Raw genomic sequence first — 16,667 nt, forward strand, 5'->3', positions numbered from 1 at the left:
AATGAAAAAATTAAAAGTGGTGACGGTTGTTGGCACGCGACCAGAGATCATTCGGCTTGCTTGTGTGATCAAAAAAATAGATGAATATTGCGAACATGTTTTAGTGCATACAGGCCAAAATTACGATTATGAGCTGAATGAAATATTTTTTAATGATTTAGGGATTCGTAAACCAGATTATTTTTTAGGGGCTGCTGGTGCGAGTGGTGCTGAAACCATTGGCAATGTCATTATTGCGGTTGATAAAGTCTTGGCCGAAATTCAACCTGATGCCTTGTTGGTGCTAGGGGATACCAATAGTTGTATGTCGGTATTGCCTGCTAAGCGCCGTAAAATTCCAACCTTCCACATGGAAGCCGGTAACCGTTGTTTTGATCAGCGTGTGCCAGAGGAAATTAACCGCCGTTTAGTGGATCACATGGCCGATATCAATTTGACCTACAGCACGATTGCCCGTGATTATTTACTGAGGGAAGGTTTGCCTGCCGATATGGTTATCAAAACCGGCAGCCCAATGTTTGAAGTATTAAATAGTTATCGCGAAGGTATTGAAAAGTCGGATGTGCTCGAACGCCTGAACCTGAAAAAACATCAGTTTTTTGTGGTTAGTGCACATCGTGAGGAAAATGTTGATTCAGACAAGAACTTCTTAAATTTGGTTGAATCACTGAACACGATTGCGGAAACCTATCAAATGCCAGTGATCGTTTCAACGCACCCAAGAACCCAAAAACGTGTTGATGTTATGGGGGTTGAGTTTCATCCAATGGTGCAGTTACTCAAACCGCTTGGCTTCAAAGACTATAATAAACTTCAGTTATGCGCCAATGCAGTGCTGTCGGATAGTGGTACTATTAACGAAGAATCTTCGATTATGAACTTCCCGGCATTGAACCTGCGTGAAGCACATGAGCGCCCTGAGGGGATGGAAGAGGCGGCGGTTATTATGACAGGCTTGCAAAAAGACCGCATTATGCAAAGTCTAGCGGTTATCGAAAATCAACCGAGGGATAATGAACGTTTAGTTCGTCAAGTTTATGATTATTCGATGCCAAACGTCTCGGATAAAGTGGTGCGTATTATTCATAGCTATACCGATTATGTGAACCGCGTAGTTTGGAAGCAATATTAGTTTATGCGAATTCTGGTTGTTTCCCAATATTTCTGGCCTGAAAACTTTCGGATCAACGATTTATGCGAAGAACTGGTTAATCGTGGTCACGATGTAACCGTTTTGACAGGTAAGCCAAATTATCCTTTAGGTGTGTTTTTCTCTGAGTATAAAAAAAGCCCAGAAATGTATCACGAATACAAAGGATGTCGTATAGTTCGTGTGCCAATTATTCCAAGAGGTCGGAATAAATTACAACTTATCCTTAATTATCTGTCTTATCCATTGATGGCATCAATTTATGGAATGAAGAGATTAAAAGATGATGAGTTCGATGTTGTTTTTACTTGTCAGCTATCACCTGTTTTTATTGCTCTCCCTGGCCTTATTATTAGTAATAGGAAGAAAATCCCAGTAGTAATGTGGATATTGGATTTATGGCCTGAAAGTTTAGAGAGCATGGGTATTACAAAGCCTAAGTTTGTATTAAATTTAATTGGAAAATTCGTCAGCTATACATATAAAAAGACTAACTTAATTTTGGGTCAATCTAGAGCTTTTTATGACGATATTGCTCAATATTGTAGCGATAAAAGCAAAATCAGGTATTTCCCGAGCTGGTCAGAATCCGTTTTCTTACAACCCACAAATTCAAATGTCGGCACTTTAATGGAAACGGATGCGTTTAAAATTTTATTTGCGGGTAATGTTGGTGAGGCGCAAGACTTTCCCTCCATACTTGCAGCGGTTGAAGAGATTAAGATAAAGAACCTAAACGTCAAAATATTTGTCGTTGGTGACGGTCGTGCTTTCGAAAGTGTTAAAGCATTGGTTGAGGAAAAAAAACTATCGGATATTGTTATCTTATTAGGACGCTTTCCCTTGGCTGATATGCCTGCTTTTTATGCAGCCGCAGATGCATTATTAGTTTCTCTGAAAGAAAGTAAGGCATTTGCGATGACTATTCCAGGTAAAGTTCAAACTTATATGGTAGCAGCAAAGCCAATTTTGACAATGTTGACTGGTGAAGGTTCTAGGGTCGTGAATGAAGCTTCATGTGGACTTGTTGCTGATTCAGGTGATTTTATGCAACTTGCTGAGAATATAATAAAAATGGAGAGTTTGTCTCAAAATGAGTTGATGAGATTGGGTGAAAATGCGAGGGCGTATGCTGAAAAGGAATTTGATAGGGAAAGATTGATAACTCAGTTAGAAAACTGGTTTGAAGAGGTGGTTTTAGCTCCTGAGGAGAATAGGTCGTGATTTTCTTGACGGGGGCAACTGGTTTCGTGGGTTCGGCCTTATTACATCGTTTTATTGATAATGGTTCGGAAGTTGTCGCTTTAGTACGAAATGAGTCGATCCAGTTGCAGAGTGGCGTTAAGCAGGTTGTGGGAGATTTGACCAATTTGTCACAGTCTAGTGGCCTCGCGATGACATTGAAAGATACTGATGTTGTAGTGCATACTGCAGCTCGGGCACATATTATGGATGGTAAAGAGTCTGATCCTTTGAACGAATATCGCAAAGTGAACCGAGATGCGACTTTGGAGTTGGCTCGTTTGGCATTAGAGGCTGGTGTTAAGCGTTTTGTATTTGTTAGTTCGATTGGAGTGAATGGTGACTTGAATACTTGGCCATTTACTGAAAATGATGTGCCTTTTCCGCACGATAATTATTCTCTATCAAAGTATGAAGCAGAGCTGGGTTTGTTGGAAATAGCTAAACAAACCTGTATGGAAGTAGTGATTATTCGACCTCCCTTGGTATACGGGTTAGGTGCGCCTGGTAAATTTGGTAGCTTGGTTAAATGGATTAAAAAAGGTGTACCCTTGCCGCTTGGCTCAGTTCATAATTTGCGCTCATTGGTGGCGTTGGATAACTTGGTAGATTTTATGATCTTATGTGCAGATCGTGAGCGATCTTTAAAAGCTAAAAATGAGGTTTTTTTAATTTCGGATGGAGAAGATGTTTCTATTTCGAACTTATTGCGAAAGATAGCAAATGCATATGGGGTTAAGTCTCGGCTATTTCCTGTCCCTGTATATTTGATGAGGTTTCTTGCACATTTAATAGGCAAGGGTGATAGTGCTGAAAAATTGTTTGGGGATTTGCGGGTCGATAGCTCAAAAGCGAGAGATTTATTAGGCTGGAAGCCCATTATTGGTATGGATAATCAATTAAAAAAGATGGTAAACTCTGAGGATGGTTGATTATCTAAAATCAGCTAGTGCAATTTAACATATTGGATAATGTTATGCTTCGTTTGTTGGATATTATATTTTCACTTTTCGGAATGATTATTGGTCTTCCAATATTAGTCCTTTTGTACATAATTGGATTGTTCGATACTGGATCCCCTTTGTTTCGTCAAGAGCGTTTGGGACGTTATAAAAAGCGATTTATTCTGGTTAAGTTTCGTACCATGAAAACCGATACGGCCTCTGTTGCATCGCACCTAGCCAATACCGCTTCTATTACTAAATATGGACGCTTCCTTAGAAAAACAAAATTGGATGAGTTGCCTCAGTTGTGGAATGTATTGAAAGGGGAGATGAGTTTAGTTGGCCCAAGACCTGGGTTACCTAATCAGCTAGAACTGACCGAAGCGCGTGAAGAACAGGGAGTGTTTTTAGTTAGGCCAGGGATAACAGGTTTGGCACAAGTAAATGAAGTTGATATGTCTACCCCTGAATTACTCGCTGAAACTGATGCTAAGATGATTGCAAGTTTATCAATTAGAGATTACTTTACATATATATTTATGACGGTGCTTGGAAAAGGCTCAGGAGATAGGGTGAAGCCATAAGATGAAATTTACTCGAAAATTACTTTCTGTTCCGCGTATTTATAAGCGAATAATATCAATGTCAGTTGATATGCTAGGTTTATGGTTTGTTTCAGTTCTAGCAATTTGGTTGAGGTTTGGAGAATCGGTTTTTCCTATAACAGGCTATGTTCCAGCCATAGTGCTGCTTGGTTTTTTGGCACTTCCAATTTTTATAACACGAGGACTATATCGTGCCGTAATTCGGTATATTGGTTATCAATTTGCTATGACGGTACTGTCTTCCGTAACGGTTCTGTTTGTTTTGTGGGCAGCAGCTATTTTTCTATTTGATTTAAAATATCCTCGTTCTGCAATAATTATCACATGGCTTCTGGCCTTGTTTTTTATTGGTATTACTCGCTTGGCAGCTCGTTGGGCCTTATCTGATCGGTTAGTGAATAGACGTACGGCATGCAAACCGAGATCAGTTGCAATTTTTGGTGCGGGTTCGTCAGGAAAACAGTTGCTGAGTGCCATAAAAAAAATTCATGGCATAAAAGTGATTGGTTTTTTAGATGATGATCTTCACTTACAAAAACATGATATAGATGCGATTAGAGTGTATTGTCGCAGTGACCTAACTCAATTAATTGAAGTCTATGGTGTGACAGAGGTTTTTCTTGCAATTCCTTCGCTTTCACAACCACTTCGAAAAAATATCATTGAATGGCTTGAACCATATCCTGTAAAGGTTTCAACGTTACCGAGTATTGATGAAATTGTATCAGGTAAGGTCTCTTTTTCTGATATTCGAGAAGTGGCGATTGAAGATTTGCTGGGGCGTGATGCAGTACCTCCACTGGAATCACTCTTGTCCTATTGCATTACTGATAAGGTAGTTATGGTTACTGGAGCTGGGGGGTCGATTGGCTCCGAACTCTGTCGCCAGGTATTAAGGCGATCACCCAAGGTAGTCATCCTCTATGAAATGAGCGAGTTTGCACTTTATAATATTGAATCTGAGCTGAAACGCATTCACGGGTTTGAATCAACTGAATTGATCTCAATTCTGGGCAGCGTGTTGGATGAAACAAAATTGACGCGGCTTTTTTCTTTATATTCTGTCGATACTATTTACCATGCGGCAGCCTACAAGCATGTGCCTATTGTTGAGCATAATATGGAGGATGGTCTCCGTAATAACACCTTTGGAACCCATATACTAGCAAAAACTGCGGGTCAAGCCCATATCAAAAACTTTGTCTTAATCTCCACCGATAAAGCGGTCCGACCTACTAATGTGATGGGTGCTAGTAAACGTTTGGCTGAAATGGCGTTGCAAGCCTTGCAAGTTGAATTTCCACAAACACGTTTTGTCATGGTGCGATTTGGGAATGTGCTGGGATCATCTGGCTCAGTCATTCCATTGTTTCGCAAACAAATTGCTGAAGGCGGGCCCGTGACGGTCACCCATAAAGAAATTACTCGTTATTTTATGACGATTCCAGAGGCGGCATCCTTGGTTATTCAAGCCGGATCCATGGGTAAAGGCGGAGATGTATTTGTATTGGATATGGGCGAGCCTGTGAAGATTGCAGAATTAGCGCAAAAAGTGATTAATCTTTCTGGGTTGAGTGTGGTCAATGAGCAAGGTGAAGGTGATATTGAAATTCAGTATACCGGACTAAGGCCTGGAGAAAAATTATATGAAGAATTATTGATTGGTAATAATGTGGGTGGCACGGAACATCCTCGCATTATGAAAGCAAATGAAGATTTCTTGAGCTATAGTGAATTCGTGAAAGTTTTGCAGCAACTGGATATTGCTTTAGCGCATTATGAAATGGATAAGGTTTTTCAATATTTAACAATGTTTGTATCCGGTTTTAAACACGAGGGCGCGATGGTGGATTATTTGGGGAATAAGCCAAGTTAATCAGGCGCAGTATAAACGCCGGGTCAAACCATTTATTAGGTGGTAAAGGCTACGCTAGGTTACATTTCATTGGCTTCGGCTCGCAATGAGTTAATGAAGCTTTAATATGTAAATTGATTTGAGTGGATAAAAAATTGACTCTTTGTGTGCTTTCTCTTATGCTTTGTTTCCCAATGGTTTTTGGTTTTTTTGATGGATTTTCTAGACTGATTTTTTTGATATAGGCGTCTCATGCGAACTTTTCTGGTTGTTTTTTTATTTTCTTTCTTTTCTTTGCCTAGTTTGGCGGCCACGCCCACGCCTGAGCAGATTGCGCAATTTAAATCTTTGTCTCCAGGTCAGCAAGCGGCTATCGCTGCCAGTCAAGGGGTGAGCTTGCCAGGTGCGGGTGGTGTTCAAGAAATGCCACAACCCATGGTAGACACGGTTCAAAGAGTGAAGCTAGATCCGATTGATACTGTTAAAAAAGAGGTGTTGAGAGACCAAACAGCTGAAGTCAGAGCTGTGCAACAAACTGATTTTGGTGGTCAAAGTCGCTATTTAAAAGAACCGGCACGTCAAAAAATGAAATTACCGGTGTTTGGTGCTTCTTTGTTTGCGGGGAACCCGACCACCTTTGCCCCTGTCAATGATATTCCCATCCCCACCGATTATATTTTAGGCCCTGGAGATCAGTTGAAAATTCAGTTATTTGGAAATAAAAGTGCTGAATATCAGTTGGTGATTGATCGGAATGGTTCTGTGGCTTTGCCAGAGATCGGCCCTGTGAGTTTGGCGGGCTTGTCTTTTTCAGATGCAGTGTCTGTGTTGAAAAAAGAAATTGATAAGTTAGGCATTGGCGTGAGTTCCAGTGTTACTTTAGGCCAGCTGCGGTCTTTTCGTGTATTTGTCATGGGTGAGTCGCGTAATCCGGGATCCTATTTAGTGAGTGGAATGGCAACATTAACTCATGCGCTTTATGTGAGTGGTGGAATTTCGGATATTGGTAGCTTTCGAGATATTCAACTTAAACGCCAGGGCAAGTTGATTGCATCATTGGACTTGTATGATTTATTGATTTCGGGTAACTCTAAGCAGGATGTACGATTGCAGCCGGGCGATACAGTGTTTATTCCAGTTCGTTCCCGTTCGGTTTCGATTAGTGGTGAAGTGAAGCGTCCGGCTATCTATGAATTGAAGTCGGAAAAAAAAGTGGCTGACTTAATTGATCTGGCTGGCGGCTTAACTCATGAAGCCATGAAGCAAAAAGCTAAATTAACCCGTTTGAATAAAGATGGGTTTTCCGTTATTTCCGATTTGAATTTGACCCTTAAAAAAGATTTAAATATTACCTTGAAAGATGGTGATGCGATTTCTGTCTCGCAGGGCAACCAAACTTTTGAAAGATACGTTTCCTTGTCTGGTCAAGTTTATCGAGATGGATTGTTTGCTTGGTCACCGAAGATGACGGTACTAGATTTACTGCCTAATATTAAAGCCTTTAAGCGTCAGGCCGATTTGAATTATGTGTTGATTTTACGACAAATGGCACCCGGTGAGCCGATGACGGTTCAAACCTTTTCATGGCAAGCTATTGCTTCTGGTCAAGCTTCAGATTTACCATTGAATTCAAATGACCAAGTCATCGTTTTGTCTCAGCAAGCAGGAGAAGCACGTCGTTCGGCATTGAATGAGGTCGTATCGATCTTAAGAGAGCAATCAAGCTTAGGAGAACCGCCAGCCATAGTAACTATCAAAGGTGGGGTTAAGTTTGCAGGCACCTACCCATTGCAAGAGAATACCCATTTGGCAAGCTTTATTGAGTCCATTGGTGGATTAAGGCTGAATGTGGATCGCGACTATGGTCTTATTAAGCGCAAACGTCCTGAAACGGGAGAAGCTTATTTTGAGCAGTTTAAGCTGGATCAAGCCAAAAGATTGGTTTTACAACCTGAAGATTTAGTTTTGTTATTTGATCATGATAAAAACGACCGGTCCGGTATTATTGAAGCCGAGTTAGGAGATTTATATAGTCAGTCGAGAAAGGGTGAACCACCATTAGTTGCAGGAGTGACGGGAGTTGTAAAATTTCCGGGTAAATTTCCAATTAATGATAGAGGGCGAGTTGCAGACATTCTATTAGCTGCGGGCGGTTTGACTGAAAAAACACTAAGCACTGAAGCCGAATTGTTTCGCTATCGTATAGAAAATGGTGAAAAACGAGTATCGGATCGATTAATGTTTAACCCACAGTTAGCATTGCAGAATAATGAGCAACATAATCTGCTATTGCAGCCTTATGATGAAATTAATCTGAAGCCGATTGCCCAGTGGAATGAAACCTCGGTGTCTGTTACTGTAAAAGGCGAAGTGCGATATCCTGGCGTGTATCGAATTAATCCTGGTGATACTATGCAAGACTTGTTAAAGCGGGTAGGCGGCTTTACCGAATGGGCAGAACCTAAAAATGTTGTGTTTACCCGTGAAAACCTTAAACAACGTGAAGCAATGGAAATGCAACAGATGGCCAATGACTTGGAGAAAAATCTGTTAATGGGTTTAAAAGCGGATGCTGGATTGATAAAAGGTGATTCACAGTCCATTTTGGCATTAGGACAAAGCTTGATATCTCGGTTAAAGTCGACACCAGCTCTTGGTCGTTTGGTTGTGACCTTAGATCGAAACGATCCGGTCGGTTATGCTTCAACCTTGAATATGGAATTGCGAGAAGGCGATGTCTTGTATGTGCCCAAGCGTTCTTATGAAGTTTTGGTCACAGGAGAAGTGGCGCGGGCAGCTTCATTAGTGTACCAACCCAATATGAGCGTGTCTGAATATTTAGGAAGGAGCGGTGGCGCGACCAAGCGGGCGGATAACGATTCGATTTATATCGTGCATGGAGATGGATCAGTGGAGAGGTTTGCTGATGGTTGGTTTGACTCCGCCTTATCAACTACGGTTTTGCCAGGGGATACCATTGTAGTGCCATTGGATATAGAGCGAATGAATCCACTGGTTTCTTGGACCAGTATTTCCTCTATCTTAGCCAATTTTGCGTTGACCGCAGCGACCTTAAATGCGATAGGAGTGTTTAATTGATGTCAGCACCGTCTAAGCAAACTTCACAAGAACCCATTTATCCTGAATCCTATAATGATGATGAAATTGATTTAGCAAAGTTGTGGGCTGTTCTTTATAAGTGTAAAAAATTGATATTAGGTCTTGCAGTAAGCCTGGCTGTTGTAGTGGCGGCTTACTCTTTAACAATTCCAAACAAGTATACTGTATCTGTCTTACTGGCGCCAGCCTCTTCAGAGGGAAGCTCTGGACTGGCATCTCAATATGGTGGTTTAGCTAGTTTGGCTGGGATTTCTTTACCAAGTGGCGAGGCTTCTCCTATACAAACTGCTTTGGCTGTGATGCAGTCACGAAAATTCTTAAGGGAATTTATTGCTGAAAATCAGCTAAAAAAGGAATTGTTTTCAAAATCTTGGGATGTTGATAGATCACAATGGAAGTTGAATTCTTCACTTATGGACTCCCTAAAGCATTGGGTTGGTCTTTCTAGGCCGAGTTATAATGTCATAGATAAACCGGGACTAGGTGAACCTTCTGATTGGAGTGCAGTTCAAAAACTTTCAAAAATGTTGTCAATAGTTCAGGACAACAAGAATGAAATGGTCACCGTATCAATTGAATGGATAGATGCTGTGCAAGCCCAAAAATGGGTGACAGCTTTTATAAATCGGATCAATACTCAAATACGACTTGAGCAAATTGAAGATTCACAAAAGACTATTGAATATCTACAAGAACAGCTTAAGGATACAAAATTAGTTGAAATAAGAATGGCTGCTTATAATTTGATAGAGAATAATATAAAAAATATGACCCTAGCTAAAACTCAAAAAGATTATGTATTTAAAATAATTGACCCTGCGGTAATTCCTGATATTAAGTCAGGACCTAATCGATTTGTTATGGTTGTGGTTGCATTCGTATTCGGTGGGATTTTAGGCGTTTTTATTTCACTGATTAAAGGCAGGAGAGATAGTAATGCAAAAATGATTTTAGAGAAGGATTGTTAAACAGGTGATTTCAAGTTTTAGTAACAGGTTAAGCCATCAAGTTTTTTCTATTGGCTTAAGGCTGTTGATCAGTTTGATGTTGTCACCAACGGTATTCGCATCCACTTTTAGTGATTTTTATGGCATTGATTTACTTGATGGCACTGGCATGACTGTGAATGGTACGACAGGTCTAATCATGGTGCCGACAGCACAGTTGATTAGACATGGAACTTTAGCTGGAACCTTTAATAGTTTTACCAGGCCTGGCGCTCCTGCCGATGCTGAAGCTGAAAACTATTATCTAAGTGCAGGGGTTTGGCGGGGATTAGAAGTGCAGTTTGGGCTGAATGAATTGCATGCTAAGGGAGCGAACCCCAATGCCTATGGCGATTTTTATAATCGTGACTTGGTGGGTAACTTTAAATATGGCATCAAAATGTCAGGTCAATGGCGATTGGCAATTGGTGGTCAGGATGTGATGGGGCTGGCGATCCAAAATCAACGTTTGTACGGGGTGGTAACCCATGCGTCACGCTATTTGGCCACTACGGTTGGGTATGCGGTTAAGGGAAAGTCGTCTGGCGTCTCGCAGCATTTAACTGGCCTGTTTGCAGGGGGTGAAGTGTATTTGCCTTACAATGTATCGGTTTTGATGGATTATGATGGGGTTGCAACTCGAGGTGGATTACGAGGGCGTTTGCATAATATTGCGGGGACGCATTTACAGTTGAATCTCGATACTATGCTGGCTTCAACTCAAGCGGGCGAATCTATTAGTTTTGGAATGACGATCAGTTACCCTCTTGGAGGGGGTGCCAAAGCAAAATTAGAAGCGTTAACCGATGCTAGATATCGACAATCATCCCCATACTCTTCAAGACACTCGTTGAGTGATTTGCCTAATTTTAAAAACTACTCTTCAAATAGTCTTCCCTCTGCCTCAGCTAACAAAACCCAGATTAGTCACTCCGAGTCATCGGCTGATAAAGTGGTGCCACTAGACAGACCTTTAAACTTAAAAGCCCTAAAAGATCGCTTGATGGCAGCTGGCCTAGAGCATATTGCTTTAAAAGTCGATGAAGATACATCAATATTAAGACTACGGTACCAAAATCGACTGTACGACTTGAATCAGTTTGATGGCTTGGCACAAGCCATTGCCATAGTAGCGCCTTTTGCGAATCAATACGACTTGCTGAATCTGGAAATTGAAATCCTTAATCAACAAATTCCAATGATGTCTGTTAAGCTTGGAACCGCTTGGGCACTGGGGCAGCTTCAAAAGCATCATTCAAAAGCGGCTTATTATTTGCCAGAATTCAATCGCATTGAATGGACAGCCGAGCCAACTTGGCAAGCGGATGTGACTGGTGGTCGTTCAGAGTGGCTGAGTTTAAAGATGGAGCCCTATATCGTTTCTACGATTGGCTCGGAAATTGGTGTTTATCAACAGTCTCTGGGGCTTTTGTCAGAGTTGAGTGCGCCTCTATGGCAAGGTGCTAGTGCCCATATTTCTCGGATTGATCCGCTCTATAATAGCTATCATTTCAGGCCTGGTGGATTTTTAGAGGACAGTCGGGTGGTTTCTCAGTGGAAGGAGCTATCTTTCTCGCAGACCTGGGTGCCCATTGATGGCTTAGTGAATGTATTCAGTTATCAGCTAGCACTTAATGAAGGTGACAAGACGGATCATATGATTAACAGCACCCGTTATTATTTTGGCGAAGGTCGTCATCAAGTTTATGGTAATTGGTCACGTCATATGGGCAATACGCCTTTGGCAACCACTGGCCTCAACGATTGGTCAGGTGACTATTATGGTTATGAATATTACTGGCCTGAACAAGGCATGGGTGCATTTATTGAAAGAGGGGTCTATCTGAATCAGGATTTAACGACCAAACTGGCATTTAAATCGTATTTGGGTGACTCACAATTACAGGCAACATTAATGCGTTCTGATACGGGTTATGAAAAGGTAAGGTTAAACTTGACAATTCCTTTTACCACTAAACGTGCTGCAAAATTAGGCGCCTTAACCATTCGTGGAGAAAATAAGTGGTCGTATGGCATAGAAACCATTATCTCTGACCCTGATAATACTGGGGTGAATCTAAACTTGGGGGATGTTCGTTATGTCAATTTCGGCGCAGAAACCAAGCAACCGGTGATATTAGATCAACACTTTATGGATTCTGGCCGGTTTACCCCAGCTTATATGCGCACGCACATCCATCAACTCAACCAAAGAATTAAACGGATTTTGTACCAAACAGTTGATTAATTTAGTGGGCTTTCTATTGGTTTCATCGACTAACTAGAAGCATTTTGAGGTGCTTTTCTTTTTCAAACGGCTTGGTTTTGGTTACAATGTCGTTTTTGTCTCGTTTGGCTACCTTTTTAGGAAATCCACTTTGAAACGTTTATTATCATTTTCTGACTCAACCATATCGATGGAACACCTGTCTCACCTGTTAACGTGGTTGCTAGGTTTGACCGGCGCTTGGTTGTTTGGACAGCTAATTGCCAGCAGCTTGACGGTGGTGCCAGACTATCCTGTTGTCAAACTCGACCCAAAGCAAACCACCGCACCTTTACTTAAGGGTCAAGCATCTGGGTTATTTGGTTATGCGCCGATAGAAACATCCAAATCGACCCCTCCTCCTGATACGAAACAAGTTGCGAAAACCAAGCTAAATTGGACGTTGCAGGGCGTGATTGTGGATGCTAATCAAGCCGTGGCTATTATTGATGCAAATGGTCAAACGAAGGTGGTTCTGGAAAATGAATGGGTCATGCCGCAAGTGCGATTGGTAAAGGTTATGGCGAATGGTGTCTTATTGGATAACCGTGGAGTGGCAGAAAAATTGCTTCTAAAAGCCGGAGACCAGGATTTAACTACATCAGAGCCAGTAGCAATGATTCAAGCGCAGCCGTTAACAGGCTTTGATCAGCAACGATTGACGGAAATTGGTGAAACCTTACGTAAGTCACCGATGTCGATTGGACAGTTTTTGCGCTTTCAGCCGATTAATCAAAAGGGCCAATGGGTCGGCGTTAAAATTTGGTCTAAAAATGATAAATCGCTTTTTAAAGCGTTAGGCTTTAAAGAAGGCGATATGGTGAAACAGGTCAACGGGCGAAGTATTCAAGAAATGTCGAAAAATCCTACTCTTTGGAAACAGTTTCTAACGATGAGCGAATTTGAACTGGTGGTAGACCGTCAGGGCGAAATGAAAACCTTACAGGTAAATTTTAATTAACTATGAAAAACATCAAACGACTTTTTTGTGGCTGTGTATTGTGGCTGGGTTTATTGGGACAGGCATCCTTTGTGATGGCCGCACCTTCGTCATCGGCTGGGGCCGTAACACTGAAGCAAAACTTCCAACAAGCTGAAATCGAGACCGTGATTGAAGCAATTGCCAAGCTCACCGGGCGTAATTTTATTATTGACCCACGAGTAAAAGGCAAGGTGACTTTGATTGCGCCTGGAACGATGCATCCAGATGATTTGTATGAAACATTATTGGCGATTTTACGGGTTCATGGTTTTGTCGCGATACAAGGCAAAACAGCGATTCAAATTGTGCCCGCTAATTTGGCACGTGATCAGGTTCCATATGAAAACCGCAATGCGGAAGAGAGTGATTGGGTCACCGAAGTGATACCCGTGCATAAAGTGGATGCCACAAAGTTAGTCGCTGTGTTGCGCCCATTGGTGGCTCGAGAGGGGCATTTGGTGGCGTTATCAGATAGTAATCGCCTAATAGTAACGGACAGTGTCATTAATATTGAGCGCATTAAAGCGATTTTGAAGCGAGTGGATATTGATGAAAGCGAAGGGTTTGAAGTGGTTGCGTTGAATCATGCTTCCGCCAGTGAACTAGTTCAGGTGGTGAAAAAAATGCTGCCTAAGATTGATAGTTCACAACTGACGATTTCATTTGATGAGCGAACCAATCGCATCATCCTCTCTGGTGTGAAAGAAAAACGACGAGAGGTGCGCACCTTGATTGCCGATTTAGATGTGTCAGTACCGTCGGAAGGACGGGTGCAAGTGGTCTATTTGCATTATGCTAAGGCCAAAGATATAGTACCCGTCTTACAAAAAATGGCAGTCAATCGTTCGTTATTAAATAGTGCTACAGCAGAAAAAGCTGCTGCTGGTGCTGGAGCGGCTGAGGTATCGAAAACAGATTCGTCCAATACGGCGACACAGGTCAATCAGTTGGATGATAAAACGATTAAATCTCGCATTAGTATTGAAGCGGAAGAGCGGGTTAATGCCGTTGTGATAAGTGCGCCGCCAGCGGTAGTGATGGCGTTAAAACAAGTGATTAAACAGTTGGATATTCGACGAGCACAGGTGTTGATTGAGGCAATCGTAGTCGAAATTACCGAAACCAAGCAAGCTGAACTCGGCATTGAATGGGGGGCTGCGGGTCCAAATGGGGTTGGCTTAATTGATTTTTCCGGTACTTTACCGGCTTTGTTGGGTAATATCGGCAATCCTCTGGCGCAAGCATCTGCATTACAACGTGGTTCCAATATGATTGCAGGAGAAATCGGTGCTAATGGTCGAGGCTGGGGCGCATTGCTTCGCGCATTGGATAGTGATACCGGTGCTAATATTTTATCAACCCCAACCTTATTAACATTGGATAACGAAGAAGCCGAAATTGTCGTGGGTAAAGAAGTGCCTTTTCAGACGGGGTCTTATACCTCATCTGGAACGGCAGGAACGGCAGGTGTCCCCACGAATCCATTCAATACTGTTGAACGTAAGAATGTAGGCTTGAGCTTAAAAGTAAAGCCGCAGATAAATGAAGGCAATGAGGTGTTTTTAGAACTTGACCAAGAACTTTCCGATGTACTACCTAGAGGTGATGCGGTTGATATCCAAACCTCTAAACGTCAAATCAAAACCAGTGTCATAGTGGGTGACGGCGATATTATTGTCTTGGGCGGTCTATTGACTGAAAGAGAAACCGAAGTGGAATCAAAAGTGCCGTTTTTGGGTGATATCCCCGGGTTAGGTGCCTTGTTTCGCTCCACTAGCAGTCAACGTGAAAAAGTTAATTTAATGGTGTTTTTACGGCCAGTGATTGTGCGCAATAGTGAAATGAGTAGTTACTATAGCCGTCTGAAGTACTCCAGTATGCAAAAAGCACAAGCGGAAGTCTTGAAAACCGATAAGAGTTTATTGGAAGGGTTACGTCCCAAAATGCGTACCGAACAAGAATGGCATGATTCAGCGCCGGTTCGCCCAGAACCCCCTGTGGAGCCAAAGGTTGAAAACTCTTCCGTTCCGTCTAACTTAAAGGCGTTTGAAGATCTATGAGTGGTGCCTTGCCATTCTCATTTGCCAGTCAACAAGGGGTGCTCTCTACGATGCACCCTGATCTCGGCCGAGTGGTTTATTGCTTGCCTTCAACCCCGCCTTCGGTACTGATGGAAGTACAACGTCATTTAAATGAATCGCCGTTAACACTCAAAACCTTGTCGCCAGAGGAATTTGAGAAGCAGTTACAAACCCAATATGCCAATCAAACGTCTGATTCAATGGAAGCCATGGATGATCTAGAGGTCGCAGACCTGGACCAAGCCATGGCCGAAGTCGCAACTTCAGAAGATTTATTGAATAGCAATGATGACGCACCTATGATCAAATTACTGAATGCGATTTTGGCAGAAGCCATTCGTAAGAACGCGTCGGATATTCACATTGAACCCTTTGAAACCCAATTACGGGTGCGATTTCGAATTGATGGACAACTCAAGGTCGTATTAACGCCGAAAGTGCAATTTGCCAATATGTTGGTGTCGCGCATTAAGGTCATGGCTAAATTGGATATTGCCGAAAAACGCTTGCCGCAGGATGGACGCATTGCCATAAAATTGGGTGGGCGAGCGGTTGATTTACGGGTCTCTACCATCCCATCCAGTTTTGGTGAGCGTGTCGTAATGCGTTTGTTGGATAAAAGTGCCGGGCGTTTGGATTTGAGCGATTTAGGGATGCCGGCTTCCCAATTGCCATTAATGAAAAAACTATTGCAAAAACCGCATGGTATTTTCTTGGTGACAGGGCCGACCGGCTCAGGAAAAACCACCACCCTCTATGCGGCCTTATCGCGATTGAATGATAATCAACGCAATATTATGACCGTTGAAGATCCGGTGGAATACAATCTGGAAGGAATCAATCAAACTCAGGTGAACTCGAAAGCGGAAATGACTTTTGCTAAGGGTTTAAGAGCGATTTTGCGACAAGATCCCGACGTGGTGATGATTGGGGAAATTCGAGATTACGAAACAGCAGAGATTGCGGTTCAGGCTTCTTTAACTGGGCATTTGGTGTTGTCAACTTTACATACCAATACCGCAGTCGGTGCGATTTCACGATTAAAAGATATGGGAATAGAACCCTTTTTATTGTCATCCAGTTTAATTGGGGTGATGGCGCAACGATTGGTGCGACGTATTTGTCCAGATTGTGCTGAATCGCGACCGGCCGATGCGACAGAGTGTGAATTGTTGGGTGTTGAGTCGGCAGATATTTTACATCCGGTCGGCTGTGAGAGTTGCTCTTTTACGGGCTATCAAGGGCGAGTGGGGATTTATGAGTTGGTCGAAATCGATAATCAAGTCCGGCAAATGATTCACTCTGGCGACTCGGATCAAGCCATTGCCGATTATGTACATCAATCAACGCCATCCATTCACCAAAGCGCCATGCAACTGGTTCTGGATCAGCAAACGTCACTTGAAGAAGTGTTGCGTGTGGTGCAGAAATAAGGA

Annotated in this window: 11 protein-coding genes; all 11 read left to right on the forward strand. The window is 42.3% G+C overall.

Going from position 1 to position 16,667, the window contains the following annotated elements; all coding sequences use genetic code 11:
* Window position 1: 1 nt before the first annotated feature.
* The gene (gene wecB, locus CYQ88_RS00905; protein ID WP_101839432.1) at window positions 2-1,132 is read left to right on the forward strand and encodes a non-hydrolyzing UDP-N-acetylglucosamine 2-epimerase; all 1,131 of its coding nucleotides are present in this window, start codon (window positions 2-4) and stop codon (window positions 1,130-1,132) included.
* 3 nt (window positions 1,133-1,135) lie between these two features.
* Window positions 1,136-2,374, forward strand: a complete 1,239-nt coding sequence (locus tag CYQ88_RS00910) for a glycosyltransferase family 4 protein (protein WP_101839433.1) — start codon at window positions 1,136-1,138, stop codon at window positions 2,372-2,374.
* The gene (locus CYQ88_RS00915) at window positions 2,371-3,324 is read left to right on the forward strand and encodes an NAD-dependent epimerase/dehydratase family protein (protein ID WP_101839435.1); all 954 of its coding nucleotides are present in this window, start codon (window positions 2,371-2,373) and stop codon (window positions 3,322-3,324) included. The genes CYQ88_RS00910 and CYQ88_RS00915 overlap by 4 nt, the downstream gene beginning before the upstream one ends.
* Window positions 3,325-3,368: 44 nt before the next feature.
* On the forward strand, window positions 3,369-3,920 hold the full coding sequence (locus CYQ88_RS00920; RefSeq protein WP_101839437.1) for a sugar transferase: 552 nt from the start codon (window positions 3,369-3,371) through the stop codon (window positions 3,918-3,920).
* Window positions 3,921-3,978: 58 nt separating this feature from the next.
* A complete protein-coding gene (locus CYQ88_RS00925) occupies window positions 3,979-5,817 on the forward strand; it encodes a nucleoside-diphosphate sugar epimerase/dehydratase (RefSeq protein WP_233188773.1) in 1,839 nt (612 codons plus the stop codon).
* Window positions 5,818-6,048: 231 nt separating this feature from the next.
* Window positions 6,049-8,895 carry an SLBB domain-containing protein gene (locus CYQ88_RS00930; protein WP_101839439.1) on the forward strand — a complete coding sequence of 949 codons (2,847 nt, stop codon included), beginning with the start codon at window positions 6,049-6,051 and terminating at the stop codon, window positions 8,893-8,895.
* Window positions 8,895-9,884 carry a Wzz/FepE/Etk N-terminal domain-containing protein gene (locus tag CYQ88_RS00935; RefSeq protein WP_101839441.1) on the forward strand — a complete coding sequence of 330 codons (990 nt, stop codon included), beginning with the start codon at window positions 8,895-8,897 and terminating at the stop codon, window positions 9,882-9,884. The genes CYQ88_RS00930 and CYQ88_RS00935 overlap by 1 nt, the downstream gene beginning before the upstream one ends.
* Before the next feature lie 76 nt (window positions 9,885-9,960).
* Entirely contained in the window at window positions 9,961-12,150 is a 2,190-nt protein-coding gene (locus CYQ88_RS00940; protein WP_143483742.1) for a YjbH domain-containing protein, read from the forward strand.
* Between the two features lie 130 nt (window positions 12,151-12,280).
* On the forward strand, window positions 12,281-13,129 hold the full coding sequence (locus CYQ88_RS00945) for a type II secretion system protein N (RefSeq protein ID WP_101839444.1): 849 nt from the start codon (window positions 12,281-12,283) through the stop codon (window positions 13,127-13,129).
* A gap of 2 nt (window positions 13,130-13,131) precedes the next feature.
* Entirely contained in the window at window positions 13,132-15,210 is a 2,079-nt protein-coding gene (gene gspD, locus CYQ88_RS00950) for a type II secretion system secretin GspD (RefSeq protein ID WP_101839446.1), read from the forward strand.
* Window positions 15,207-16,664 carry a type II secretion system ATPase GspE gene (gene gspE / locus CYQ88_RS00955; protein WP_101839448.1) on the forward strand — a complete coding sequence of 486 codons (1,458 nt, stop codon included), beginning with the start codon at window positions 15,207-15,209 and terminating at the stop codon, window positions 16,662-16,664. Before gspD ends, gspE begins: the two co-directional genes overlap by 4 nt.
* Window positions 16,665-16,667: the final 3 nt, after the last annotated feature.

Origin of the sequence: Hydrogenovibrio sp. SC-1 (assembly GCF_002848135.1) — a bacterium.
Lineage (GTDB): Bacteria > Pseudomonadota > Gammaproteobacteria > Thiomicrospirales > Thiomicrospiraceae > Hydrogenovibrio.

What these genes read in the sequence shown, in the direction of transcription:
- wecB (WP_101839432.1), top strand. Translation starts at nt 2, where the DNA reads ATGAAAAAATTAAAAGTGGTGACGGTTGTTGGCACGCGACCAGAGATC.
- CYQ88_RS00910 (WP_101839433.1), top strand. Translation starts at nt 1,136, where the DNA reads ATGCGAATTCTGGTTGTTTCCCAATATTTCTGGCCTGAAAACTTTCGG.
- CYQ88_RS00920 (WP_101839437.1), top strand. Translation starts at nt 3,369, where the DNA reads ATGCTTCGTTTGTTGGATATTATATTTTCACTTTTCGGAATGATTATT.
- CYQ88_RS00925 (WP_233188773.1), top strand. Translation starts at nt 3,979, where the DNA reads ATGTCAGTTGATATGCTAGGTTTATGGTTTGTTTCAGTTCTAGCAATT.
- CYQ88_RS00930 (WP_101839439.1), top strand. Translation starts at nt 6,049, where the DNA reads ATGCGAACTTTTCTGGTTGTTTTTTTATTTTCTTTCTTTTCTTTGCCT.
- CYQ88_RS00935 (WP_101839441.1), top strand. Translation starts at nt 8,895, where the DNA reads ATGTCAGCACCGTCTAAGCAAACTTCACAAGAACCCATTTATCCTGAA.
- CYQ88_RS00940 (WP_143483742.1), top strand. Translation starts at nt 9,961, where the DNA reads ATGTTGTCACCAACGGTATTCGCATCCACTTTTAGTGATTTTTATGGC.
- gspD (WP_101839446.1), top strand. Translation starts at nt 13,132, where the DNA reads ATGAAAAACATCAAACGACTTTTTTGTGGCTGTGTATTGTGGCTGGGT.
- gspE (WP_101839448.1), top strand. Translation starts at nt 15,207, where the DNA reads ATGAGTGGTGCCTTGCCATTCTCATTTGCCAGTCAACAAGGGGTGCTC.